Below are 21,794 nucleotides of genomic sequence, written 5' to 3'. Positions count from 1 at the left end.
ACCTAGCTGCTGCGGTCCACTACGGCGTGGGCGAAGCTGGTCAGCGAGGCCTTTACGACGCCCTCGGGCAGCGGGGCAAGGGCGGCAATGGCCTCATCGGCCCAAGTGCGTGCCACCACCCAGGACTGTGCTGTGACGGGGTGCTCCCGGAGTCCGGCCACGGCGGCAGCCAGGGCCTCATCCGAGCTGAGGTCACCGTCGATCAGCGACAGCAGTTCGACGGCGGCCTGGTCGCCGTCGCGGGCCGCGTTGCGCAGCAGCAGCACGGGCAGGGTGGGCACGCCTTCGCGCAGGTCGGTTCCCGGCGACTTGCCGGACTTGACCTTGATCCCGGTGACGTCGATGACGTCGTCGGCGAGCTGGAAGGCCACGCCCACCTTCTCGCCGTACTCGACCAGGATCGGCTCGTAGGCTTCGTCGGCGCCGGAGAAGATCGCACCCAGCTGCCCGGAGGCGGCCACGAGCGAGCCGGTCTTGTCCGCGATGACGGAGAGGTAGTGCGCCAAGGGGTCCTCGTCCGGGCGCGGTCCCACGGTCTCGTGCAGCTGGCCCAGGCAGAGCCGTTCAAAGGTGCGGGCCTGGATGCCAAGCGCCCGGGACCCGAGCTCCGAGACCAGGATGGAGGCGCGCGCAAAGATGAGGTCGCCGGTCAGGACCGCGACGGAGTTGCCCCAGACCTCGTGGGCCGTCGGCGCCCCCCGGCGGAACGGCGCGGAATCCATGACGTCGTCGTGGTAGAGGGTGGCGAGGTGCGTCAGTTCGACGACGACGGCGGCCTGCACCACTGCGGGCAGGGAGGCGTCACCAAGGTGGGCGCACAGCAGGGTCAGCAGCGGGCGGATCCGCTTGCCGCCGGCTTCCACGAGGTGGCGCGACGTTGCGTCAGCCAGGGGATCGGAGTTGGCAATGGCTTCGCGCAGCTTCTTCTCGACGCGCGCCAGGTTGGTGGTGAGCGCCGGGCCCAGCTCGGGGTCGCCCGCGATGGCCGAGAAGCCTGCCGGCAGTTGGAGGCCGGTGGCGATCGCGGTGGTGTTGAGGCTGGGTTCAGCGCTCGGCAGGCCGTGTCCGGCGTGCGTCCAGCTTTGGTCTGCAGAGTTGGTCACGGGTTAACCCTAACTTTTTGTTGCGGAAACCGCGGAGTTGGCGCCGGAGCGCGGAATGCTGTCCGTGGTGGACGCGGCCTTGTTGGACGTGGCCTGATTGGACGTAGCGGGTACCAGGGCTTCCAGGACCCGGATGACCCGGTCCTCGAAGCCCTTGGCGGCGGGATCGGTGAGGTTGGCCAGCATCCGCACCACGAAACGCATGAGCACGGGGACAGGCATACCCGTCCGTAGGGCCAGTTTCATAACGGCCGGCTTGCCGATCAGGGCGGCGAACGCCCGTCCCAGTGTGAAGTGTGAGCCCCACTGCTGGCGCACGTAGTCGGCGTACCGGGCAAGATGCGCGTCAGCGGCCCTGGAAGCCTCCGTCCCGGTCCCCCAGCCGGCGGACGCCGAACGGGCAGCCGCGTCGGCGATGAATTCGGCCGCGAAGCGGGCGGACTCCATGGCGTAGGAGATACCCTCTCCGTTGAACGGGGAGACCATGCCGCCGGCGTCGCCGAGGAGCAGCAGACCCGGAGAATAGTGCGGGGTGCGGTTGAAGCCCATGGGCAGCGCGGCCCCACGGATTTCGCCCACCTGGTTGTCCGGGGTGAAGCCCCAGTCGGCGGGCATGCCGGCGGTCCATTCGCGCAGCACCTGCTTGTAGTCCAGCTTGCCGAAGTCCTTGGAGGAGTTCAGGATGCCCAGGCCCACGTTGGAGGTGCCGTCGCCGACGCCGAACACCCAGCCGTAGCCGGGCAGGAGCTTGCCGTCCCGGCCGGGAAGCTCGAGCCAGCCTTCCATCCAGTCGTCGTCGTGCCGCGGCGAGGTGAAGTAGGTCCGCACAGCCACGCCGAGCGGCCGGTCGTCGCGCTTGCCGATGCCCAGTGAGACGGCGGTGCGCGTCGAGTTCCCGTCGGCGGCGAGGACGACGTCGGCGCTGAAGTCGCGCGTCTCGCCGGTCTTGCGCCCGGAGTTGTCCAGCAGCGCGGCGCGCACGCCGGTGACCCGGCCATCCTCGGAGCGCAGCGCCTCGGTGACACTGTGGCGTTCCAGCACGACGGCGCCCGCGGACTGGGCATGGCGGGCGAGCTGTTCGTCGAAGCCGAGCCGGGTCCGGATCAGCCCGTACTGCGGGAAGTCGGCAACCTCCGGCCAGGGCAGTTCGATCGTGCGGCCGCCGGCGATCAGGCGCAGGCCTTTGTTCCGCCGCCAGCCGTCGGTTTCGGGGTGGGCGAGTCCCAGCTTCTGGATCTCGCGGACCGCGCGCGGCGTGAGTCCGTCGCCGCAGACTTTCTCGCGGGGAAAGCTGGTTTTCTCCAGCACCGTGACGTCAATGCCGGCTTTGGCAAGGTAGTAGGCGGCGGTGGATCCGGCCGGGCCCGCCCCGACGATCAGTACATTCACAGCAGGGATCGGCTATCGGCCGGGCCGGGTGATGTTGCGGCGCAGCTTGGCCACGGGTCCGGTGTGGGCGGCCAGCGCCGCAGCGCCGGCGGCAGGGCCGGTTGAGGGGTCTGCCGGTTTCTGGGCCCGGTGCACGGCGACGATGCCGCCGCTGAGGTTGCGGTAGGTGACAGATTCCCAGCCGGCCTCCTGCAGCCAGGCCGCAAGGTGGTCCTGGTCCGGCCAGGCGCGGATGGACTCGGCGAGGTAGACGTAGGCGTCGGGGTTGGAGGAGGCCTTGACGGCGATGGCCGGCAGGGCCCGCATGAGGTATTCGGTGTACATGGTGCGCCACAGCGGCACCACGGGCTGGGAGAATTCCGCGATGACCAGCCGGCCGCCGGGCTTGGTGACCCGCAGCATCTCGGCCAGGGCCTTCTTCGGCTCATTGACGTTGCGCAGGCCAAAGGAGATCGTGCTGGCGTCGAAGGTGTTGTCCGCGAACGGCAGGCGGGTGGCATCTCCGGCGATGAAGTCGATGTCAGGGCGGCGGCGCTTGCCGACCTTGAGCATGCCGAGGGAGAAATCGCAGGCGATGACGTTGATGCCTGCGTCGGCGTACGGCTCGCTGGAGGTGCCGGTGCCGGCGGCGAGGTCCAGGACGTGCTGGCCGGCCGATACGCCCATGGCCTCCACCACCACCTTGCGCCAACGCCGTGTCTGCCCCAAGGACAGGACATCGTTGACGACGTCGTATTTGGGGGCGACGTCGTCAAACATCGTGGCTACTTCGTCCGGACGCTTATCCAAGGATGCTCGGTTCACCCTGACATTGTCTCAAATGATCGGCGCTCCCACGAACGGGCCGCCAATTGACGCGGCTTTCACCTGCGGCAACGGCCGCCGCGGCCCCGTGCAGGCCCGGCCGGCTCGTGTATATCCACCCAATGGGCGATCACGGGCTAGTGTTATGCCATCATGACGAGCACGTTCCGCACCTTGACAGTCCCCCTCGATGCCGAAACTTTCCCCGGGGGCCTGCCGTCGTTTCTGGTCCGGGACGATGTCCTCTGCTGGACCCGCCGCGAGGCCGGTCTCGTGGGCTTCGGCGAGATTGCCCGTTTCACCGCCACCGGGCCCGAGCGCTTTCTGGAAGCGGACATCTGGTGGCGCCACCAGGTCCTGGAGGCAGACATCCAGGACAGTGTGGGCTGCCCAGGCACCGGCCCGGTCGCCTTCGGCTCCTTCGCCTTCTCCAAGGCCTCCGCCCATGAGTCCCGGCTGCTGGTCCCGGAAATCGTTGTCGGGCTCCGTGACGGCCAGGCCTGGCTGACCCAGCTCACGTTCGACGACGGCGACCTCACCGAAGCCGGTGCCCGCGCCGCCCTGGAACGCTGGCTTCACAGCACCGGCACCAATCCCGGCACCGGCGCCAATCCCGGGACCGGCCTGACCGCGGTGGACGACCCGGTGCCGGCGGCCGCGCAGGCCGGTGGCGCCGTCGTACGTCCTTTGCCATTGGCCGCAGGGGCAACGTTGCACACCGGCTCGCTCAGCGAGGAAGACTGGATGGCCGCCGTTGCCGCCGGCGTCGCGGAGATCCGGACCGGCGCCCTGGAAAAGCTGGTGCTGGCGCGGGACGTCGTGGCCACCGTCCCCACCGGCGTCAAGGCCGCCGAGGTGCTGCGCGAACTGTCAGCCCGGTATCGCGAATGCTGGACCTACGGGGTGGACGGGCTGGTGGGGGCTACTCCGGAAATGCTGATCCAGGTGGAGGGCCGCACCGCGCAGGCGCGCGTCCTGGCCGGCACCCTGGACCGCCGCGACGCCGATGGCATGGCGGGCTCGCCGCTGGAATTCGCCGAACGGGTGCTGGCCGGCTCCGAGAAGCAGCGGCACGAACACGACATCGCAATCCAGTCCCTGACCACGCAGCTGGCCCCGTTTTCCGAGGCCATGAACGCGCACAGCGAGCCCTTCATCCTCGAACTGCCCAACGTGTGGCATCTGGCCTCGGACGTCAAGGCTGAACTGGCCGAGGTGGAAGGCCACGTCCCCACGTGCCTGGCCCTGATCAACGCGCTGCATCCGACCGCCGCCGTCTGCGGTACCCCCACCACCGTGGCCGGGGCGCTCATCCGCAAGCTCGAGCACCTGGACCGCGGCCCGTATGCCGGGCCGGTCGGCTGGCTCGACGCGGCCGGCAACGGCGAGTGGGGCATCGCCCTGCGTGGCGCCGTCATCGAATCCCCGCACACGGTCCGGCTCTATGCGGGCTGCGGCGTGGTGGACGGCTCGGTTCCCGAGACTGAGCTCGCCGAGACGTGGGCGAAGTTCCGGCCGATGCTGGAGTCGCTCGGCATCAGCAGCTAGGCCGCGGGGCCGGTGACGCCGGCCGGCCGGCGAATCGGCCGTCGGACTTGCACCGCAGGAACTGGCGAAACGGACAGGAATCCGGGATCACAGACAGATCGGGCATTAAAGATATTGCGTTCGGGTCTGGTTTAGTTATCCAATAGTGAAACTTAGTTTTCTGTGACGTACATCTCTTGTTCGGCGATACACTATAAATCGGCCTCGTTACGCATCCCTCCGGCAACAAAAGGTAAGAAAATGCAGATCTCCCCTTCGCTCCTGAGCAACCCCGCAATGAAGGTCGCCACGGTGCTCGCCGTCGGCGCATTGACCTTGACGGCCTGCACGAACGCCTCCGAGACCGGCCCCTCCGGCGCGGCTTCCGCTTCGGGCAGCGCCGCGGCCAGCTTTGACCCCAGCACGGTCCAGAAGGACGATGCCCTGGCGGCCATGTTGCCCGAGGCGATCAAGGCTAAAGGCACCCTGACCGTGGGCTCGGATACCTCCTACGCCCCCGCGGAATTCCTCGGCACCGACGGCCAGACCCCCGTGGGCTACGACGTCGACATCGCCAAGGCGATCGGCGCGGCGCTCGGCCTGAAGGTCCAGGTCCAGACGGCCGAATTCACCGGCATCCTTCCGGCCCTGGGCCCGAAGTACGACCTCGGGGTCTCTTCCTTCACGATCAACCCGGAGCGGCTTGCCGCGGTAAACATGGTCAGCTACTACCAGGCAGGTACCGGCTGGGCCGTTCAGAAGGGCAACCCCAAGAAGATCTCCCTCGATGACCTCTGCGGCAAGTCCATCGGCGTGCAGACCGGCACCATCCAGGAAGATCCGGACCTCTCGAACCGCAACAAGAAGTGCACCGCCGAGGGCAAGCAGCCCATTAACATCGTGACCCTCAAGACCCAGACGGACATCACCACCCGACTGGTCAACGGCAGCATCGATGCCATGGCCGCCGACTCCCCCATCATCGGCTACGCACTGACCCAGACCAACGGCCAGCTCGAGAAGCTCGGCGAGGTCTACGATTCTGCTCCCCAGGGCATCGCCGTCGCCAAGTCGGACACGGCCCTGGCGGACGTCGTCCAGAAGACCATGACCAAACTGATGGAAGACGGTTCCTACAAGAAGATCCTTGAGGGCTGGGGCGTCACCGACGGTGCCATCACCAAGTCCGAGGTCAACCCGGCGGTCGCGTCTTGAGCCTCCCCACAACCGGATCCGCAGCAGGGGCAGAGATGGACAGCCATCAGGACCCTCACGCCGCACCGGTACTGAACAATGCAGTACCGGTACGGCACCCCGGCCGCTGGATCAGCGCCATCATCATCGTCGGCTTCCTGCTTGCCTTCCTGCAGAGCCTGTTCACGAACCCCAACTTCCGCTGGGACGTCGTCGGCACCTACATCCTGGACACCAAGGTGGTCCAGGGCGTCGTCTGGACCCTGTTCCTGACATTTGCGTCCATGGTCCTGGCCATCGTCCTGGCCATCCTCCTGGCGTTCATGCGGCAGTCCGACAACCCGGTGTTCCGCTGGTCCAGCTGGACCTGGGTCTGGTTCTTCCGCGGCACACCGATCTACACCCAGCTGCTGTTCTGGGGGCTCGCCACGGTTCTCTATCCGACGATCGTCCTCGGAATCCCGTTTGGTCCTGCAACCTACACCTGGGTGACCTCGGACCCCACGCACGGCCTGATCCCGGCCATCCTGGGCCTGGGCCTGAATGAGTCCGCGTATCTCGCCGAGATCTTCCGGGCCGGCCTGAAGTCCGTGGACCAGGGCCAAAGTGAGGCCGCCGAGGCCCTCGGCATGACAAAGGGCAAGATCATGCGGCGGATCATCCTGCCGCAGGCCATGCGCGTCATCGTACCGCCCACGGGCAACGAGACCATCGGCATGCTGAAGACCACATCGCTGCTCCTGGCTGTGCCATTCACACTGGACCTGACCTTCGCGACGAACGCCCTGGCCAACCGGATTTACCTGCCCATTCCGCTCCTGATTGTCGCCGCCTTCTGGTACCTCGTCATCACCAGCATCCTGATGGTGGGCCAGCACTTCATTGAGGCGCACTACGGCAAGGGCGTGGACAACCGGGTTCCGGCAGCGATCAACCCCGCCGCCGCCAAGGCGTCCGCAGCCGTGGCCCCCAGCGCCGACGCCGAGCCGGACCTCAAGATGGACTTCCCCGAGGAGGAGGCGAAATGACGATCACCACAGAGCAGCCCCTAGTCAAGATCGAGGGCCTTCACAAGTACTACGGCACACACCACGTGCTGCGCGGCATCGACCTGACCGTCAACCAGGGCGAGGTGTCGGTTGTGATCGGCCCGTCCGGTTCGGGCAAGTCCACCATGCTGCGCTGCGTGAACCTGCTGGAGACCATCAGTGCCGGGCGCATTTCGGTGGGCGGCGACCTGATCGGCTACCGCGAGGTCAAGGGCAGGCTCCATGACCTGAAGACCAAGGAAATCGCCGCCCAGCGCCGCGAGATCGGCATGGTCTTCCAGCGCTTCAACCTGTTCCCGCACAAGACCGCGCTGCAGAACATCATGGAGGCCCCGGTCCAGGTCAAGGGCCAGTCAAAGGCCGTCGCCCGCAAACGCGCCCTGGAGCTCCTGGACCGGGTGGGGCTCGGCGACCGCGCCGGACACTACCCCTCCCAGCTCTCCGGCGGCCAGCAGCAGCGCGTGGCGATTGCCCGGGCCCTGGCCATGGACCCCGAGCTCATGCTGTTCGATGAGCCCACGTCCGCGCTCGACCCTGAGCTCGTGGGCGATGTCCTGAACGTGATGAAGGACCTCGCCAAGTCCGGCATGACCATGATCGTGGTGACCCACGAGATCGGCTTTGCCCGCGAGGTCGGCGACCGCCTGACCTTCATGGACGGCGGCATCGTCGTGGAGTCGGGCGACCCGCGGGAGGTCCTGGCCAATCCCCAGCACCCCCGCACCAAGGAGTTCCTCAGCCGGGTGCTGTAATTCCGGTATTCCGCACCGATTTCGGACAGCCGCTACGTGGATCCACGTAGCGGCTGTCCTTTTTTGTAGCGGAAACGGGCGCTACGTCTGCGGGAGGCCCTCCACGGCCGTGGCCACCGCGGCCCGGATGGCGCGGTGCAGTTCCCCGAGCCGGTGCCGGTCCGTGCGCACCTCGATGATGCTGCGGCCCACCAGCGGACCGGACAGCGCCTCGGCGAGTTCCGCCGTCGTGCCGACCTGGCGGTGCGCGACGCCGTACGCCGCGGCCAGCGCGGCGAGGTCCACCCGCTGCGGGGTGGCGAAGAGGCGTTCGACGGCGTCGCCGTAGCGCCCCGCCGCGGCGACTGTGCCGTGCTCCAGGAGCCCGAAGATGGCACCGCCGGCGTCGTTGAGCACCACGATCCGCAGCTGCGGTTCGGCCTCGCCGGCCCCGAGCAGGAGTCCCCCGGCGTCGTGCAGGAACGTCACATCCCCCATGAGCACGGTGGTTTCCTGGCCGCCGCCCAGCGCGATCCCGGTGGCGGTGGACGTGGTCCCGTCGATCCCGGCCAGGCCCCGGTTGGCGAACATGGTGGCCTGGGGTTCCGCGGGTGGCGCCCCGGCGAGGTCGACGTCGCGGATCCCGTTCGAGGAGCCCAGGAACAGCTGCCCGCGGGCATGTTTCCAGACTTCGGCGCCCACCGACGGGCCGGTCGCGGCCGGGGATGCGGCCAGGATCAGGTCCACGGCATGCTGCGCGGCGGCTCCTGCCAGCAGCCAGGCATCGAGCCAGGCGGCAGATCCGCGGCCGGCGAAGTCCGCCAGGTCCGCCAGGGTTTCCAGCGGCAGTTCGGTGCGGCGGCCGGGTTCGTACCAGGCCACCGGAACCGGCTGGTACAGGGCCGACGGGACATCCGCCCGCTCCAGCAGCGCGCTCACCGGCCGGGAGAGCGTCGGCCGGCCGAAGAGGACCACGCGTTCGATCGGCTGTGCCGCGTCCGCGCCGAAGTGCTCGATCAGCAGCCGGTAGGGCCCCACCGCGTTGGGGCCGAAGCGGGCGTTGGAAGACGGCTCGGCCAGCAGCGGCAGGCCGTGCGCGCGGGCGAAAGCCTCGGCGACCGGGCCGGCGTCGTGCCCGGCCAGCACCACGGTGCGCCGCTCCGGCAGCGCCGTCGACGCGGCCGGAAAGTCCAGGGCCAGGGGGTTCCGGGCGGCCCGGTAGATGGCGCGTCCGGCGGCCGCGGGCAGCCCGTCGCCCACGGCCGGGACCAGCGGGTCGCGGAAGGCAAGGTTCAGCTGCACCGGCCCGGGCGGGGCGTCCTCGAAAGCTCCGGTGGCGGCACTGAGGGCCGTGTCGACGGCGCGCTGCGGATCGCTGCCCGCGGGCACGTCGACGGCGAAGCGGACGTGGTCGCCAAAGAGGTCCAGCTGCACGGTGGTCTGGTTGGCGCCGGTCCCCCGCAGCTCCTCGGGCCGGTCGGCGGAGATGACCACGAGCGGCACCGCGGCGTGGTTGGCCTCCATGACGGCCGGGAGGAGATTGCCGACGGCGGTCCCGGACGTGGTCAGGACAGCGGCGGGCGCACCGGCGGACAGGGCCAGGCCCAGCGCCGTGAAGCCGGCGGACCTTTCGTCGATCCGGACCAGCAGCTCCACCCGTCCGGCGGCTTCGGCCTCGGCCAGGGCGTAGGCCATGGGCGCCGAGCGCGATCCCGGGGACACCACCACCTGGCGCACACCGGCGGCGAGCAACGTGTCGACGGCGATGCGCGCAGCCTCCACCGCGGTCAGGCCGCCAGGAGCGGATGGGCCGGCAGCGGAATCCGCCGGCCTCACATGTTCTCCGGCGTTTCGATGCCCAGCAGTTCCAGGCCGCCGGAGAGGCGGCGCAGCGCCAGCGCGCACAGGGCCAGCCGCGAGTCCCGGACCGATTCCTCGGCCTTGAGCACCGGGCATTGGTCGTAGAACGTGGTGAAGAGCTGTGCGAGCTCAAAGAGGTAGCCGCAGAGCCGGTGCGGCTCCAGCGCGTCCCGCACCTTGTTCAGCGTCGCGTCGAACTCCAGCAGGTGCAGGGCCAGGGCGCGTTCTGCGGGTTCGACGACGGCGATCGCCGTGGCGGGGCCGCCGGATGCTTCGGCTTCCGGCGTGCCGGCCGCCGGAGTTCCCGCGGCGCCGGCTGCCGGCCTGCCGCCGTCGCCGGTGATGCCCTCCAGCACCCCGGCTTTGCGCAGGATGGAGCGGATCCGGGCGGCAGCGTACTGCACGTAGGGTCCGGTGTTGCCGCTGAGGGCGAGCATGCGGTCGAAGTCGAAGACGTACTCGGTGTCGTGGCCGGTGGAGAGGTCGGCGTACTTGACGGCGCCGATGCCCACCTGGCGGGCAGTCACTGCGCGCTCGTCCTCGCTGAGCTCGGGCCGGCTCGCGTCAATGACGGCGCGGGCGCGGTCCACGGCTTCCTCGAGCAGGGCCATGAGCTTCACCGGGGCACCGGAGCGGGACTTGAGGATCTTCCCGTCCTCGCCGAGCACGTTGCCGATCTGCACATGCACGGCCTCGACCGTCTCCGGGAGCCAGCCGGCGTCCCGGGCGGTGGCCATGACCATGCGCAGGTGGACGTTCTGCGGGGCGCCCACGACGTAGAGGATCCGGTTGGCCGCCAGGTCGCGGACCCGGTAGCGGATGGTGGCGAGGTCCGTGGTGCCGTATCCGTAGCCGCCGTCGGACTTGCGGATGATCAGCGGCAGCGGCTGCCCGTCGCGGCCGCTAAAGCCGGCGGGGAAGGTGCACAGAGCGCCGTCGCTGATCCGGGCCAGGCCGCGCTCCTCGAGTTCCTGGCACAGCTGTGCCAGATGCGCGTCGTAGGAGCTTTCGCCGGCGATGTGGTCATCGGTGAGGCTGATGCCGAGGGTGGAGTAGATGGCGTTGAAGTAGCGCTTGGACTGTGCGACCAGCCGCTGCCAGACGGCGAAGGTCTCCTGGTCGCCGCCCTGCAGGGCAACGACGCGGAGCCGGGCCCGGGTGGCGAAGCCGTCCTCGTCGGTGGCGGAGGCATCGAACTTGGCCCGGGCGGCCTGGTAGAACGCGCTGGGGTCCTCCACCAGCAGCGCCGCCTCCGGGGAGTCCTCGCCGATCTCCAGCCAGTGTTCGATCAGCATCCCGAACGGGGTTCCCCAGTCACCGATGTGGTTTTGCCGGATCACGGTGTCGCCGAGGGCTTCGAGTACCTTGACGAGGCTGTCCCCCACCACGGTGGTGCGCAGGTGGCCGACGTGCATTTCCTTCGCGACGTTCGGGGAGGAATAGTCGACGACGACGCGCTGCGGCGTGGCGGCCGGCGTGACGGCCGTGGCCGGGGACGCGGCCTGGACCGACTCTGCATTGAGCAGTTCCTCGATCCAGGTGCCGTCAAAGCTGAGGTTGATGAAGCCGGGCCCGGAGATTTCCACGCTGGTGCAGATGCCGTCCAGGTTCAGGGCCTCCACGATCTTCGCGGCGGCGTCCCGCGGCGGCAGGCCGGCCTTCTTGGCCAGGGCCATGGCGGCGTTGATCTGGATGTCGGCGAACTGGGAGGGCCTGACCACCGGGTCCGTCTGCCGGAACTCTTCGCCGAACGCGGTGGCCATTGCAGCCTGGACTCTGGGGACAACCAATTCGGCCGGATTATTCACAGTCCCAAATTATCAGTTCGGGCCTACCAGGGTTTCTCCCCTTCCACCGCCCGAAGCAACGCGGAGTCAGATCGCGCCCATGCAGGCCCCCAAATGGGCGCGAAGTGACCCCGCGTCGCAGTGCTGTTGTTTTGCCGTGCTGTTGTTTTGCCGTGCCGTTGTTTTGCCGTGCCGTTGTTTTGCCGTGCCGTTGTTTTGCCGTGCCGTTGTTTTGCCGTGCTGTTGTTTTGCCGTACCGGCAGGTGGCTAGCCGTCGGTGCGGAACACCTGGACCACGGACGGACGCGGGGCGCGCACCTGGCCGGGCTTCGGCGTCGCGCCGGCGGCTACGTAGTCGGGGAAGTACGAGTGCTGTTCGGCGAAGGTGCCTTCCTCGCCCGGGTGCTGAACGGCAACGAAGACGGTGCGCTCGTCGTCGTGGATGACCGGGCCGCAGGTCTCGGCGTCGCGCGGGACGGCCAGGAACTGCTCCACTCTGCCGCGTTCGGCACCGTCCAGAGTCACCTTGAAGAGCCCGTCCGCGTAGCCGATGCTGGAGGGCGCGCCGTCGGTGGAGATCCACAGGTTGCCTACGGAATCGAAGGCCACGTTGTCCGGGCAGGAGATCGGCGAGACCTGGCTGGCGGGGAATCCGGCGAAATAGGCGGCGGAGTTCTTGGCCGGATCGCCGCAGACCATCAGCAGGTTCCAGCCAAACGTGGTTGAAGTCTGGTCCCCGGTCTCGGTGATTTCGACGATGTGGCCGTCACGGTTGAGGGTCCGGGGGTTGACCTCGGTGGCTCCTTCCTTGCCGGGCTTGCCGCGGTCCGCGTTGTTGGTGCAGACCACGTAGACCTTGCCGGTGTGCGGGCTGGGCTGGACGTCCTCGCAGCGGTCCATCTTGGTGGGGCCCACTTTGTCGGCGGCGAGCCGGGTGTACACCAGCACCTCTTCCACGGACATTCCGGCCACCTTGGACTGGCCGCCCACCACGAGGGGCAGCCAAACACCGGCGCCGTCGAAGGCGCCGTCGGCCGGAAGCTTGCCCGCGCCGTCGAACCCGTCGGCCGGGGAATTGCCGGTGAACTTCGCGACGTACAGGTCGCCTTCCGAGAGCAGCGTGAGGTTGTTCCTGCGGTCCTCCGCCGTCTTTCCGGGCCGGTAGGTGCCGGCCGAGACGAACTTGTACAGGTAGTCGAAGCGCTCGTCGTCGCCCATGTAGGCCACCACGTGGCCGGACTTGGCGACGATCACGTTGGCGCCCTCGTGCTTGAAGCGGCCCATCGCGGAGTGCTTGCGGGGCGTGGAGGAGGGATCGAAGGGATCCACTTCCACGATCCAGCCGAAGCGGTTGGCCTCGTTCTGGTATCCGGGGTTGCGGGTGTCGAAGCGCGGGTCATCGAGTTCCCACTGGCGGGCGGTGGGCTTGCTGGTCAGGCCGTAGCGCTTGTCGGCGTCGGAGGTTCCGGGCGCGGCGAAGTAGCCGTTGAAGTTTTCCTCGCCGGAGAGGATCGTGCCCCACGGGGTGGTACCGCCGGAGCAGTTGCCCAGGGTGCCCTGGATGGCCCGGCCGGAGGGATCGGCGGCGGTCTTTAGCAGCTGGGATCCGGCGGCGGGGCCGTCGAGCTCGTAGGTGGTGTCGGTCAGGAAGCGGCGGTTCAGCCCGGCACCCCGGACGTAGCTCCAGGGCTTGCTCTTGTTCGCACGCTCCAACTCGACCACCGTGAGGCCGTGGGCTGCACGGCCGATCGCGCGGGCCTCGGCGGCGTCGAATCCGGCCGGCAGCATGATGGACTCGTTGGTGTATTCATGGTTGGTGAAAAGCACGGCCCGGCGGTCCTTGGATCCTTCAATCGGGAGGATGTCGGTGTAGTCGTTGTTATAGCCGAACTGGCGGGCCTGCGCCGCCGCGCTCTGGTGGTCCAGGTCGAAGGCCGGCGAGTCGTTGAAGAGCGGGTCGCCCCAGCGGATGACCGGCTGCCAGGTGAACCCGGCCGGGACGGTCAGCCTGTCCACGCTGGCGTCCACCGGAGCGATGGCGGTGAACTGCAGCTTGGACTTTCCAAACCCGTCCTTGGCCGCGGCGGCGAGGCCCGGGCCGCCGTCGGCCACTGCCGTATCGGCGGACGTCACGGCGTTGCCGAGGACGACGGCGAGCGCGCCGGCGGCGCCGAAGCCCAGGGCGGCGCGGCGGGACATGGTGGCGGAGGCGATGTCCCGGAAGTAGCTGTTGGTGCTGGTGTTGCAGACCTCGCCCGAGCAGGCGTTGTCGCACTTCAGCGCGCAGGTGACGGGGCTTCGCTTGCCTTTGGTGTGGCCGAGCATGGGGAGCAGGGAAAATTTGCGTCCGGAGGTGACAGACATGGAGAGACCTTCCATGGGGGTGAGTTGCGGTCGCGCCCACCCTTCCAGCCGCCGGCTACGGGGAACCGACCCTCACATGAAGTCCCGGTGAACTCCCGCTACAAACCAGAGGAAGCGTCACCGGCGAACTCTTGGGGACAGAAGCTAGCTGTCCGTCTCTTCCGGGGCGCTGGCGGCAGCCATCAACCGCTGGCCAATGCCCTCAAGAAATTCGGCGATGTTCACAATGCTGCCTTCGGAGGATTCCTGGAGAAGGGCCTCGGCCGCCGCGGCGAAGTGGTTGTTGGCCCACTGCATCGCGTCGGTTCCTTCCGGGCTCAGGTGCAACAGCACACTGCGCCGGTCCGTGGGGTTGGGCTTCCGCGCCATAAAGCCCTTGGATTCCAGGCGGTCCACCATGGCCGTTACCGAGCCGGTGGTGATGTTCAGCGCCTTACCGAGATCCTTGGGAGTGAGGCCGTCCACCTCGCCCACAAAGGCCATCGCGTTGATGTCGATCGTCCCGATCCCCAGATTCTCGGCCAGCCGGATGCGGAGGGCATAGGTCCCCGTGTCGACCCGCCGCAGGCCTTGCACGATCCGGAGCAGCCCGTCCTTCTGGGCCACCATCTGGCCCTCCGCGCGCTTTGCCGTAGCCAGCGCGTCATCTTGCCGGGGTACCGAGGTGGTCATCACGAATCTTCCGCTCCAAAGCTATCTTCGGCGGCTAGTTCGCCGCGTCCGCATCCACTTTACTCTCAAACCACTTGCGTCACTGGCTGGCAGCCAGCACCGCGTGGACCCGGCGCAGGCGGTCGAGCCACCAGTCGCGGCGCTCGGGCGCGGCCGCATATTCCGCCAGCAGCTCCGGATCGGCGGCAACCTCGCGGACCCGGATGGCGCCGTCGTCGGGAACCAGCGGGTCCCGGGTGACATCGGCGGCGAGCAGGGACACGGTACCCAGCCCGCAGGCATACGGCAGTTCCGGCAGCGCCGCGGCGAGCGCCAATCCGGCGCGGATTCCCACGGAGGTGTCCAGCGCCGAGCTGACGACGGCGGGGAGCCCGGCCTGCGCCACGATGTCCAGGGCCCGGCGCACTCCCCCGAGCGGCGCCACCTTCACGACGACCAGGTCTGCCGCGCCGGCGCGGGCCACCTTGAGCGGATCGTCCTCCTTGCGGACGCTTTCGTCCGCGGCGATCAGCACCGGGATACCGGCGGCCCGCAGCCTACGGCGGACCTCGGCGAGCCCGGCGATGTCCGCCACGGGCTGTTCGGCGTATTCCAGCCCGACGCCGGAAAGTCGGGTCAGCGCCTCGACGGCTGCCGGGACGTCCCAGCCGCCGTTCGCGTCCACCCGGATCGCTGCGTCCGGGAGTGCCTCGCGGACCGCGGCAACCCGTGCGGCGTCGTCTTCCAGGCTCTGCCCGGGCTCGGCCACCTTGATTTTGACGGCGTCCACCCGGCCGAATCGGGCCAGGATCTCCTGGACCCGGTCCGCGGTGACGGCGGGGACCGTGGCGTTGACGGGGATGCTGGTGCGCAGCGGCTCGGGAAAGCCCCGCCAGCCGGCCTCGATCGCGGCGGCGAGCCAGCGGGACGCTTCCGGGTCGCCGTACTCAGGGAAGGGGCAGAATTCGCCCCAACCGAGCGGGCCGTTCAGCAGCAGGGCTTCGCGCTGGAGGATTCCGCGGAACTTTACCCGCATCGGCAGGCTCACCACGTGGGCGACGTTGAGGAGTTCCTCCAGCGCGGGGAGCTGATCGCGGAGTTCCTCCGGGCGGCTTCCGGGACGGCCCGGCCGCTGTGGAAACGAGTTCGTGTTCATGGTTGTGCCGCGCTCAGCTCTGCCCGACGGTGGCGTCGGTCAGATGCGTCACTTCAGCCATCCAAGGAAACACAAACTGGTCCAGGACAACCAGGGCTGCCGCAAGGATCACCACGGACAGAAGGATCTTCAGCCAAAGAGGCCCGGGAAGTTGCCGAAAAAGCCAAAGGTACACGGCCTAGCCCTTCCCCTGCAGCGCGGCGAGCTGCTTGGCGATGGGCGCCGGAGGCCCTGCGCTGAGCGGCTGCCAGGAATCGAAAATGGAGTACGCGATGATGCGCTCTTGGGCGCCGAAGCGCGGATTGCAGCTTGTCATGGTCAAAATCCGTTGCTGCGGCTCTGCGCCGGGCTGAGTCGGCACCGGCGCCAGCACATCCGTCCGGTCCGGCAGGACAATCTCCTGGTTCCGGAAAACGTACGTGTAGAACCCGTCGGCGGTCTGAACATAGATTTTGTCCCCGGGCACCAGTGTGTGGATGTTGTCGAGCACCGCGCCGTGTGTCTGGCGGTGGCCGGCGACGGCAAAGTTCCCCATGGCCCCGGGCATGGCCGTTCCCGCATAGCGGCCCAGGCCGAGCGTGTCCAGGACGTCCTGGCTGGTGCCCTCGATGATCGGCCTGCTGTAGTCGGCTCCGAAGCGGGGAATGTAGATGACCCCGATCGGCTGTCCGTGACCCGGCACTTTGCCGACCGGCACTGCAGGGGCTCCCTTGGTGTCCCCCGGCGCCGTGGCCGCAGGGTCATTCGTTGCAGGTGCCTGGTGTTCCTGCACGAACTGCTTCACGGCAGCCCCCTGAGCCGCATCGGCTTCAACGTTGGTCCACCACAATTGCCAGGCGACGAAGAGCACGGCAATCACGCCGAGGGTGATCAGCAGTTCGCCCATCACCTGGACRACCAGGAGGGAACGACGCCGGCGGGTGCGTTTCGTTTCCTGCGCAACTGTGGCGCGGCGGTTCAATACCTTCGTCATGCCCCTCCTGTTGCCTACCGCTGGACGCTGCCGACGAAGCATCGCCCGCTCGGAAGAACGGGCAATACTGACGATTCCACGGTTCCGGACCTGAGCTGCGCCATCACACATTCGGTTCCGCTCAACACGCCAACTTCCACGGCGTCGGCGGCCAGCCCGGTGGGTGTGCGGGAGGCAGAAACCTCCACCGCGGCCGGGGCAAACCCCGCCGAGGAAAGGCTCGCGCGGATTTGCTCTCTGCTCGGCTGCGACGACGACGCAAGCAGGGTCTGCAGGGCCGCTTCCACAGCGCGTGGAACGCCGGAGGCAGCAGCAGTTGCGGAACCGGTCGGCGCTGTCCCGGCCGTTTCCCGGGATGGGGCAGACGATGCTTGCCCAGCCGGTGCCGCTGCCTCGCTCGCTGAGCCGGAGGACAGGGTCGGTGAAGGGGCAGCACACGCAGACATACCCATCACCAATGGCAAGACCGCGACAGCCAGCCCCACGCACCAGCCGCTGCGTGGGCGGCGGCACTGGGCGGGGTCGCGGGAAGTCACCGGAACATCCTCCCACACCGGGTCCGGCTCCATGCGACGGACGCGGATGCGGACGCAAGCTGGACGCCGGCAAGGAGTTGTTCATCGAGTCCAGGCGGGGATGCGTCTGCACGTCTCTGGCCCTTGATGGGCCGGCGTCGACTGGGGGTGAGTCCCTGGTCCAGGAAACTCGTCTTCGCCGGCCCCGCTCAAGGAGCGTCGTGCCGGGGACAAGCCACGCCGGCACAGTTGACTCTATGGACCCCGGTCCGGCGGGGCACGAGTAGTGAGTACTCATGTTTTGTTCGGGCACTACTCTCAACCGCGCCGGGCCCATCAGGTGGCGTGCAGGGTTCTGTGGGAGCCTTAACAGCATGACTTTTCGGCAGGAACGCACCCCTTGCGACCCGTCTGCCCGGGTCCCTGAGGCGCAGATCCCGGAAACGCAGGTCTTAAAGACTCAGGCCCCAGCCACCCGGGCGCCAAAGACGCCGGCCGGCAGAACACGGGATCCGCAGGCGGAGTGGTCCCCCGGCAAGGGCACGACCGCCTTGTTCGTGCTGGCCACGGTTGCGTGCGTCGCCGCACTGGCCGCCACCTATTTCTTCTTTGTCCGCACCACCACGGGACAATTCATTGACGAATCCGCCCTCGTGGAAGCGGTGGAGCTCAGCGGGACCGCGGGCAAGGCAGCCACCAAGCTGCTGGACTGGCTGCCAGCGCTCTCTGTGGTGATCGCATCGATCGTGGTCGTATTCGTCACCATCGTGCGGCGGCGCTGGGCGGCGGCGGGGATTGCGATTGCGGCCTGTGTGGGCGCCAACGTGGCCACCCAGATCCTCAAGGACCTGGTGCCGGTCCGGCCGTACCGCGGGATCGAAACGCTGGAGCTGAACTCGCTGCCGTCCGGCCACACCACGATGGCCGCCTCGGCCGCGGCGGCCGTGTTCCTTATGGTTTCGCCGCGCTGGCGGCCGCTGGCCGGCTTCCTGGGCGGCAGCTTCGCCGTCGCCACCGGGGTGTCCACGCTGATCAACCAGTGGCACCGTCCGGCCGACGTCGTCGCGGCGTTCCTCGTGGTGGGGGCCTTTATGCTCCCGGCCGGCTGGCTGATCATCCGCACCGGCCGGAGCTGGAACGTCTGGGACGGCTACAACGGACACTGGGCATCAGCCAGGTTGTGGGTGGTGCTTCCCGTCCTCACCAGTCTCGCCGCCGCCGGCGTGGCGGCCTATGCCTTACTGAGCATCGGCCCGGGCGGCCAGGAGATCAGCACCACCAGCTACTTCTGGGCCGGGACTTCACTGATCGTCATCACGGGCTACCTCGCCACCGTGGCCGGCGTCTGCCTGTTCGGTCATGCGGTACGACGCCGCCCTGGGCCGGACAGCGGTCAGTAGTTCCGGCGGTGTTTGAGCCGGGGAATGGTGACGGCGAAGACCGCGGCGGCCGCGAAGCCAATCCCGCCGGTGGCGGCCACCCCGGCCCCGAGCGAGGCCACGGCGGTCACGCCGGAGAGGAGCACCGGCCCTCCGGTGGCGCCGGCGTCGGCCATGAACCGCCAGATGCCCAGGAACTGGCCGCGGCCGTTGTCGGGTGAGAAATCGGCCCCCAGCGTCATGTTCAGGCCCGAACTGATGCCGTTGCCGAACCCGATCAGAAGCGCCGCGAGGAGCAGGCCTGCGAAGCCGGTGCTGAGCGGGATCAGCAGCATGGCGGTGCCCATGATGAGGGTCGACGGAATGGCCACCCATTGCCGGCCCTTGCGGTCCATCAGTTTGCCGGCCGGATAAAAGACCAGCATGTCGATGGCCCCGGACAGCCCGTAGATCAGGGATGCCTGCGTGGCATCCATCCCGAGGTGCTCGGCCCAGAGCGGGATCACCACCTGCCGGGACGCACGCAGCGCACTGAGCAGCAGCACTCCCATGCCGACGCTCAGGAAAACCCCGGCGTGGGACACGGCGACGCTGCGCAGCGTCGCCGTGTGGACGGGGACGCCGTCGTCCGCAGCAGGCGCGGCCACGAGGTCCGGGATGGTCACCGACAAGACGGCGGCCGCGGCCATGGCGACGACGCCCACCCAGTAGGCGCCGGTGATTCCGGCGAACTGCATCACGGCTGCGCCGATGAAGGGGCCGATGAAGATGCCGATCCGGTTGACGCCGCCAAGCGTGGACAGGGCCCGTGCCCGGAGGATCACGGGTACCGCCTCGGTCAGGTATTTCTGCCGGGCCAGGCTGAAGACGCTCGCTGCCATGCCGACCACCACCATGGCCGCCGCGAGCAGCCAGAGCCCGTCGGGCATCAGCGGTGCCAGGGCCGCGGCGGCGAGGGCGACGGCGCTGGCCGCCGCTGCTCCGACGATGGCCCAGCGTTCGCCGAACTTCAGTGTGATGAGCGAGGCCGGGAGGTTGAAGAACCAGGAGCCCAGACCGATCAGGGTGACCAACAGCGCGGCGACGGCCACCGAGGCACCGAGGTTGCGGGCGGACAGTGCCACCACGGGCAGGATGGCGCCCTCGCCGATGCTGAACAGCAGGGCCGGGCCGAAGGCGGGGACGGCGATGCTGCGGAGGCTGAAGGGTGCGGTCTGTGTGGTGGTCATCCCCTTCATCCTAGGGCGGGCGGCGCGCCGGGGAGCTCAGGCGTCGAAGTGCGTGTGGACTTCCCCGCTGGTGAGATTCCGCAGGACGTCTGCCGCGACGTCGCGGAGCTTCTGGTTCCGGTTGCTGGACACCCGGGTGAGAATGCCCATGGCCTCGTCCTGGGAGCAGCGGTTCTGGGCCATAATAACGCCGCAGGCCAGGTCGATGGACGTGCGGTGCTCCATGGCGGCCTGCAGGTCCTCCGCCCGGGACTGCGCGGTGCCGATCCGGACGGCCAGGCGAAGGGCCCGGCCGGCGAGGTCGGCAAAGCCGGAGGCCTCGGCAGCAATTGCCTCGGTGAAAATCCCCGTGTCAGAGCCGAAGAAGTTCAGGGCGGCGGCCGCGTCCTCGCCGATTTCCAGCGGCACGCCGAGGGTGCTGCGGCAGCCATGGGCCGCGAGCTGCCGCTGGTACTCCGGCCAGCGCGGATCGGTGTCGACGTCAGCCAGCAGGACCACGGATTTGGTCCGCAGTGCGGCGATGCACGGGCCGTCGCCGAGGGTCTGCTCGATGCGGTCCAGGATGACGGCCCGGGGGCTGCTCCCGGCCACCGTCATGGTCTTCTTCCGGCGCTGCAGCGTCACGCCGCATTCGATCTCCGCGCCGGCGGCCTGGCTGAGTGTGGCGGCCGAGAATCCAGCGAGGCGGCCCAGGAAGTCCTCGACGTTCTCGGTTCCCATCAGGAGGTCCTGCAGTTGCAGGGCGGCTTCGTCCCCGGCGTTGTTGGTCATGCCTAAATCTAAGTCGGTCACCGGTGCGAAACAACTTGGCTGCCGCGCGGTAGCATGAAGCCTTGCGAGGGCCCGCGTGATGCTTGATGGCCTCTCTAGTGTCGGTGGAGGTCTCATGACGGAACAGGTGTGGCGCGTCAGTGCCGATGTCGCCTGCGTCCACAGTGCCGACGGCGATCGCGTCGCCCTGCTGCACCTTGAGCAACAGGTCCCGGTCATCCTCGTTGGGACGGCTGCCTCTGTGTGGAACTGGCTGGACGGGACCAGAACCGAGGCGGAACTCATTGAGTGCCTTGCCCGCGAATACGCCACTGAGGTCGGGGCGATCGAGGGGGATGTGATGGGCTTGATCCACACCTTGAGCACCAACGGAATGATCACGCCGTCTCCTCGAAACGAAGGTGCCAGCTGATGGACGGCGCAGAGACCCTGCACCAAGACGAAGCCGTCCTCCTGGCCACGGCCCTCGTGGACTACGTCGCAGCGTCAGCCGGTCTTCAGGTGTTATTTATCAAGGGTCCCGCGGCCACAATGATGGGACTGCGCGGACATCACGTCTCCGCGGACGTGGATGTTCTGGTCCGCCCGGAAGACCTGGACAAAATGGTGGACCTCCTCGGCGGAAGAGGCTGGCTCGAAAGGCCATCCGGCGTGACAGTCGTTCGCCGGTACTCGCACTCCCGCACTCTCTACCATCCGCTGTGGAACTGCGATATCGACGTGCATAACAGGTTTCCCGGGATGGAGGCCTTACCCGGCCGTGCCTTCGACACGCTCTGGCGCGACAGGCAATACCTGGCTATGGCGGCCAGGAGTGTACCCGTTCCTTCCATTCCCGCAGCGGCGATTTTTCAGGCACTGCATAGCTTGCGCGCCATGGATGAACCACGCCATCAACGCGAGTACTCAGAGCTGCTGCAGCGGCTGGACGTAGCCATGCACCAAGACCTCGCGGATCTCAGCGTGGAACTGCACGCGACGGCGGCGCTGAAACCGCTCCTTGACGTCCTGGGAATAGCGGATTTGCGGCTCCGGCAGGGAACTGTCAGCGAGGAGTGGCGGCACCGCACTTCCGCGCAGGGCCCCGGAACGGCCTACCTGGTCTCACTCATCGAAAGCCCCTGGCGGGTCAAGCCGCTAGTACTCACTCGAACGGTCTTTCCCTCGCGGCAGACCTTACGGCACGAAAACCTCCATCTGGACGATTCCCTCATCGGACTCTCGAAGGCCTACCTTGCGCGTTGGCGCCGCATATTGGTCAGTTTTCCAGCGGCAGCCCGGAAGATCCGGACTTCACGCCGCCGGTAACGGT

Annotated in this window: 19 protein-coding genes; 7 read left to right on the top strand and 12 right to left on the bottom strand. The window is 68.1% G+C overall.

Features of this window, described 5'->3' with window-relative positions; translation table 11 throughout:
* Window positions 1-2: 2 nt before the first annotated feature.
* Genes AC1DZV_RS04740 through AC1DZV_RS04730 form a run of 3 tightly spaced genes read right to left on the bottom strand, consistent with a single transcriptional unit; the run spans window position 3 to window position 3,296 of the window.
* The gene (locus AC1DZV_RS04740) at window positions 3-1,103 is read right to left on the bottom strand and encodes a polyprenyl synthetase family protein (RefSeq protein WP_476953117.1); all 1,101 of its coding nucleotides are present in this window, start codon (window positions 1,101-1,103) and stop codon (window positions 3-5) included.
* 9 nt (window positions 1,104-1,112) lie between these two features.
* Window positions 1,113-2,492, bottom strand: a complete 1,380-nt coding sequence (locus AC1DZV_RS04735) for a geranylgeranyl reductase family protein (RefSeq protein ID WP_476953116.1) — start codon at window positions 2,490-2,492, stop codon at window positions 1,113-1,115.
* A 12-nt stretch (window positions 2,493-2,504) separates the two neighbouring features.
* Window positions 2,505-3,296 (bottom strand): demethylmenaquinone methyltransferase, encoded by a 792-nt coding sequence (locus tag AC1DZV_RS04730; protein ID WP_084476083.1) that lies wholly within the window; start codon window positions 3,294-3,296, stop codon window positions 2,505-2,507.
* A gap of 153 nt (window positions 3,297-3,449) precedes the next feature.
* Here AC1DZV_RS04730 and AC1DZV_RS04725 point away from each other — a divergent pair, with 153 nt between their 5' ends.
* The 4 genes from AC1DZV_RS04725 (at window position 3,450) to AC1DZV_RS04710 (ending at window position 7,818) form a co-directional block, all read left to right on the top strand.
* Window positions 3,450-4,844, top strand: coding sequence for an isochorismate synthase (locus tag AC1DZV_RS04725; protein ID WP_476953115.1), 1,395 nt, complete (start codon window positions 3,450-3,452; stop codon window positions 4,842-4,844).
* 240 nt (window positions 4,845-5,084) lie between these two features.
* Window positions 5,085-6,038: an ABC transporter substrate-binding protein gene (locus AC1DZV_RS04720; protein ID WP_476951567.1), complete on the top strand. Its 954-nt coding sequence runs from the start codon at window positions 5,085-5,087 to the stop codon at window positions 6,036-6,038.
* 35 nt (window positions 6,039-6,073) lie between these two features.
* Window positions 6,074-7,045: an amino acid ABC transporter permease gene (locus AC1DZV_RS04715; protein ID WP_476953114.1), complete on the top strand. Its 972-nt coding sequence runs from the start codon at window positions 6,074-6,076 to the stop codon at window positions 7,043-7,045.
* Entirely contained in the window at window positions 7,042-7,818 is a 777-nt protein-coding gene (locus AC1DZV_RS04710) for an amino acid ABC transporter ATP-binding protein (RefSeq protein WP_028276658.1), read from the top strand. Before AC1DZV_RS04715 ends, AC1DZV_RS04710 begins: the two co-directional genes overlap by 4 nt.
* Before the next feature lie 81 nt (window positions 7,819-7,899).
* Here the strand turns inward: AC1DZV_RS04710 and menD are convergent, their stop codons facing one another.
* From menD to AC1DZV_RS04675, 7 genes are all read right to left on the bottom strand, one after another.
* Entirely contained in the window at window positions 7,900-9,633 is a 1,734-nt protein-coding gene (menD, locus tag AC1DZV_RS04705) for a 2-succinyl-5-enolpyruvyl-6-hydroxy-3-cyclohexene-1-carboxylic-acid synthase (RefSeq protein ID WP_476953113.1), read from the bottom strand.
* Window positions 9,630-11,420 carry an arginine--tRNA ligase gene (argS, locus tag AC1DZV_RS04700; protein ID WP_476953112.1) on the bottom strand — a complete coding sequence of 597 codons (1,791 nt, stop codon included), beginning with the start codon at window positions 11,418-11,420 and terminating at the stop codon, window positions 9,630-9,632. Before argS ends, menD begins: the two co-directional genes overlap by 4 nt.
* 291 nt (window positions 11,421-11,711) lie before the next feature.
* Window positions 11,712-13,808 carry a PhoX family protein gene (locus AC1DZV_RS04695; protein WP_476953111.1) on the bottom strand — a complete coding sequence of 699 codons (2,097 nt, stop codon included), beginning with the start codon at window positions 13,806-13,808 and terminating at the stop codon, window positions 11,712-11,714.
* 144 nt (window positions 13,809-13,952) lie between these two features.
* Window positions 13,953-14,480: a MarR family winged helix-turn-helix transcriptional regulator gene (locus AC1DZV_RS04690; RefSeq protein WP_476951563.1), complete on the bottom strand. Its 528-nt coding sequence runs from the start codon at window positions 14,478-14,480 to the stop codon at window positions 13,953-13,955.
* Window positions 14,481-14,559: 79 nt separating this feature from the next.
* Window positions 14,560-15,615 carry an o-succinylbenzoate synthase gene (locus tag AC1DZV_RS04685; RefSeq protein ID WP_476953110.1) on the bottom strand — a complete coding sequence of 352 codons (1,056 nt, stop codon included), beginning with the start codon at window positions 15,613-15,615 and terminating at the stop codon, window positions 14,560-14,562.
* A gap of 178 nt (window positions 15,616-15,793) precedes the next feature.
* A complete protein-coding gene (locus AC1DZV_RS04680; RefSeq protein WP_476953109.1) occupies window positions 15,794-16,588 on the bottom strand; it encodes a class E sortase in 795 nt (264 codons plus the stop codon).
* Window positions 16,589-16,602: 14 nt separating this feature from the next.
* The gene (locus tag AC1DZV_RS04675; RefSeq protein WP_476953108.1) at window positions 16,603-17,034 is read right to left on the bottom strand and encodes a DUF6993 domain-containing protein; all 432 of its coding nucleotides are present in this window, start codon (window positions 17,032-17,034) and stop codon (window positions 16,603-16,605) included.
* Between the two features lie 443 nt (window positions 17,035-17,477).
* Between AC1DZV_RS04675 and AC1DZV_RS04670 the strand changes: the two genes are divergently transcribed.
* On the top strand, window positions 17,478-18,503 hold the full coding sequence (locus AC1DZV_RS04670; RefSeq protein ID WP_476953107.1) for a phosphatase PAP2 family protein: 1,026 nt from the start codon (window positions 17,478-17,480) through the stop codon (window positions 18,501-18,503).
* Here AC1DZV_RS04670 and AC1DZV_RS04665 read toward each other — a convergent pair.
* Window positions 18,497-19,711, bottom strand: a complete 1,215-nt coding sequence (locus AC1DZV_RS04665; protein ID WP_476953106.1) for an MFS transporter — start codon at window positions 19,709-19,711, stop codon at window positions 18,497-18,499. The genes AC1DZV_RS04670 and AC1DZV_RS04665 overlap by 7 nt on opposite strands.
* A gap of 36 nt (window positions 19,712-19,747) precedes the next feature.
* Entirely contained in the window at window positions 19,748-20,482 is a 735-nt protein-coding gene (locus AC1DZV_RS04660) for an ANTAR domain-containing protein (RefSeq protein WP_476953105.1), read from the bottom strand.
* A gap of 115 nt (window positions 20,483-20,597) precedes the next feature.
* Here AC1DZV_RS04660 and AC1DZV_RS04655 point away from each other — a divergent pair, with 115 nt between their 5' ends.
* Both AC1DZV_RS04655 and AC1DZV_RS04650 read left to right on the top strand, forming a co-directional pair.
* Window positions 20,598-20,894 carry a PqqD family protein gene (locus AC1DZV_RS04655; protein ID WP_476953104.1) on the top strand — a complete coding sequence of 99 codons (297 nt, stop codon included), beginning with the start codon at window positions 20,598-20,600 and terminating at the stop codon, window positions 20,892-20,894.
* Complete coding sequence (locus AC1DZV_RS04650) at window positions 20,894-21,790, top strand: nucleotidyltransferase family protein (RefSeq protein ID WP_476953103.1); 897 nt, start codon at window positions 20,894-20,896, stop codon at window positions 21,788-21,790. The genes AC1DZV_RS04655 and AC1DZV_RS04650 overlap by 1 nt, the downstream gene beginning before the upstream one ends.
* Window positions 21,791-21,794 lie beyond the last annotated feature (4 nt).

The organism is Arthrobacter sp. P1_D12 (genome assembly GCF_056406175.1).
This window is presented reverse-complemented; position numbering and strand designations above follow the sequence as displayed.

Bases quoted from the DNA above. Each gene is read 5' to 3' on its own strand.
- AC1DZV_RS04665 (WP_476953106.1), bottom strand. From the start codon at position 19,711: ATGACCACCACACAGACCGCACCCTTCAGCCTCCGCAGCATCGCCGTC.
- AC1DZV_RS04670 (WP_476953107.1), top strand. From the start codon at position 17,478: ATGACTTTTCGGCAGGAACGCACCCCTTGCGACCCGTCTGCCCGGGTC.
- AC1DZV_RS04650 (WP_476953103.1), top strand. From the start codon at position 20,894: ATGGACGGCGCAGAGACCCTGCACCAAGACGAAGCCGTCCTCCTGGCC.
- argS (WP_476953112.1), bottom strand. From the start codon at position 11,420: ATGGCCACCGCGTTCGGCGAAGAGTTCCGGCAGACGGACCCGGTGGTC.
- AC1DZV_RS04690 (WP_476951563.1), bottom strand. From the start codon at position 14,480: ATGACCACCTCGGTACCCCGGCAAGATGACGCGCTGGCTACGGCAAAG.
- AC1DZV_RS04660 (WP_476953105.1), bottom strand. From the start codon at position 20,482: ATGACCAACAACGCCGGGGACGAAGCCGCCCTGCAACTGCAGGACCTC.
- AC1DZV_RS04695 (WP_476953111.1), bottom strand. From the start codon at position 13,808: ATGTCTGTCACCTCCGGACGCAAATTTTCCCTGCTCCCCATGCTCGGC.
- AC1DZV_RS04715 (WP_476953114.1), top strand. From the start codon at position 6,074: ATGGACAGCCATCAGGACCCTCACGCCGCACCGGTACTGAACAATGCA.
- AC1DZV_RS04655 (WP_476953104.1), top strand. From the start codon at position 20,598: ATGACGGAACAGGTGTGGCGCGTCAGTGCCGATGTCGCCTGCGTCCAC.
- AC1DZV_RS04720 (WP_476951567.1), top strand. From the start codon at position 5,085: ATGCAGATCTCCCCTTCGCTCCTGAGCAACCCCGCAATGAAGGTCGCC.
- AC1DZV_RS04675 (WP_476953108.1), bottom strand. From the start codon at position 17,034: ATGTCTGCGTGTGCTGCCCCTTCACCGACCCTGTCCTCCGGCTCAGCG.
- AC1DZV_RS04725 (WP_476953115.1), top strand. From the start codon at position 3,450: ATGACGAGCACGTTCCGCACCTTGACAGTCCCCCTCGATGCCGAAACT.
- AC1DZV_RS04685 (WP_476953110.1), bottom strand. From the start codon at position 15,615: ATGAACACGAACTCGTTTCCACAGCGGCCGGGCCGTCCCGGAAGCCGC.
- AC1DZV_RS04710 (WP_028276658.1), top strand. From the start codon at position 7,042: ATGACGATCACCACAGAGCAGCCCCTAGTCAAGATCGAGGGCCTTCAC.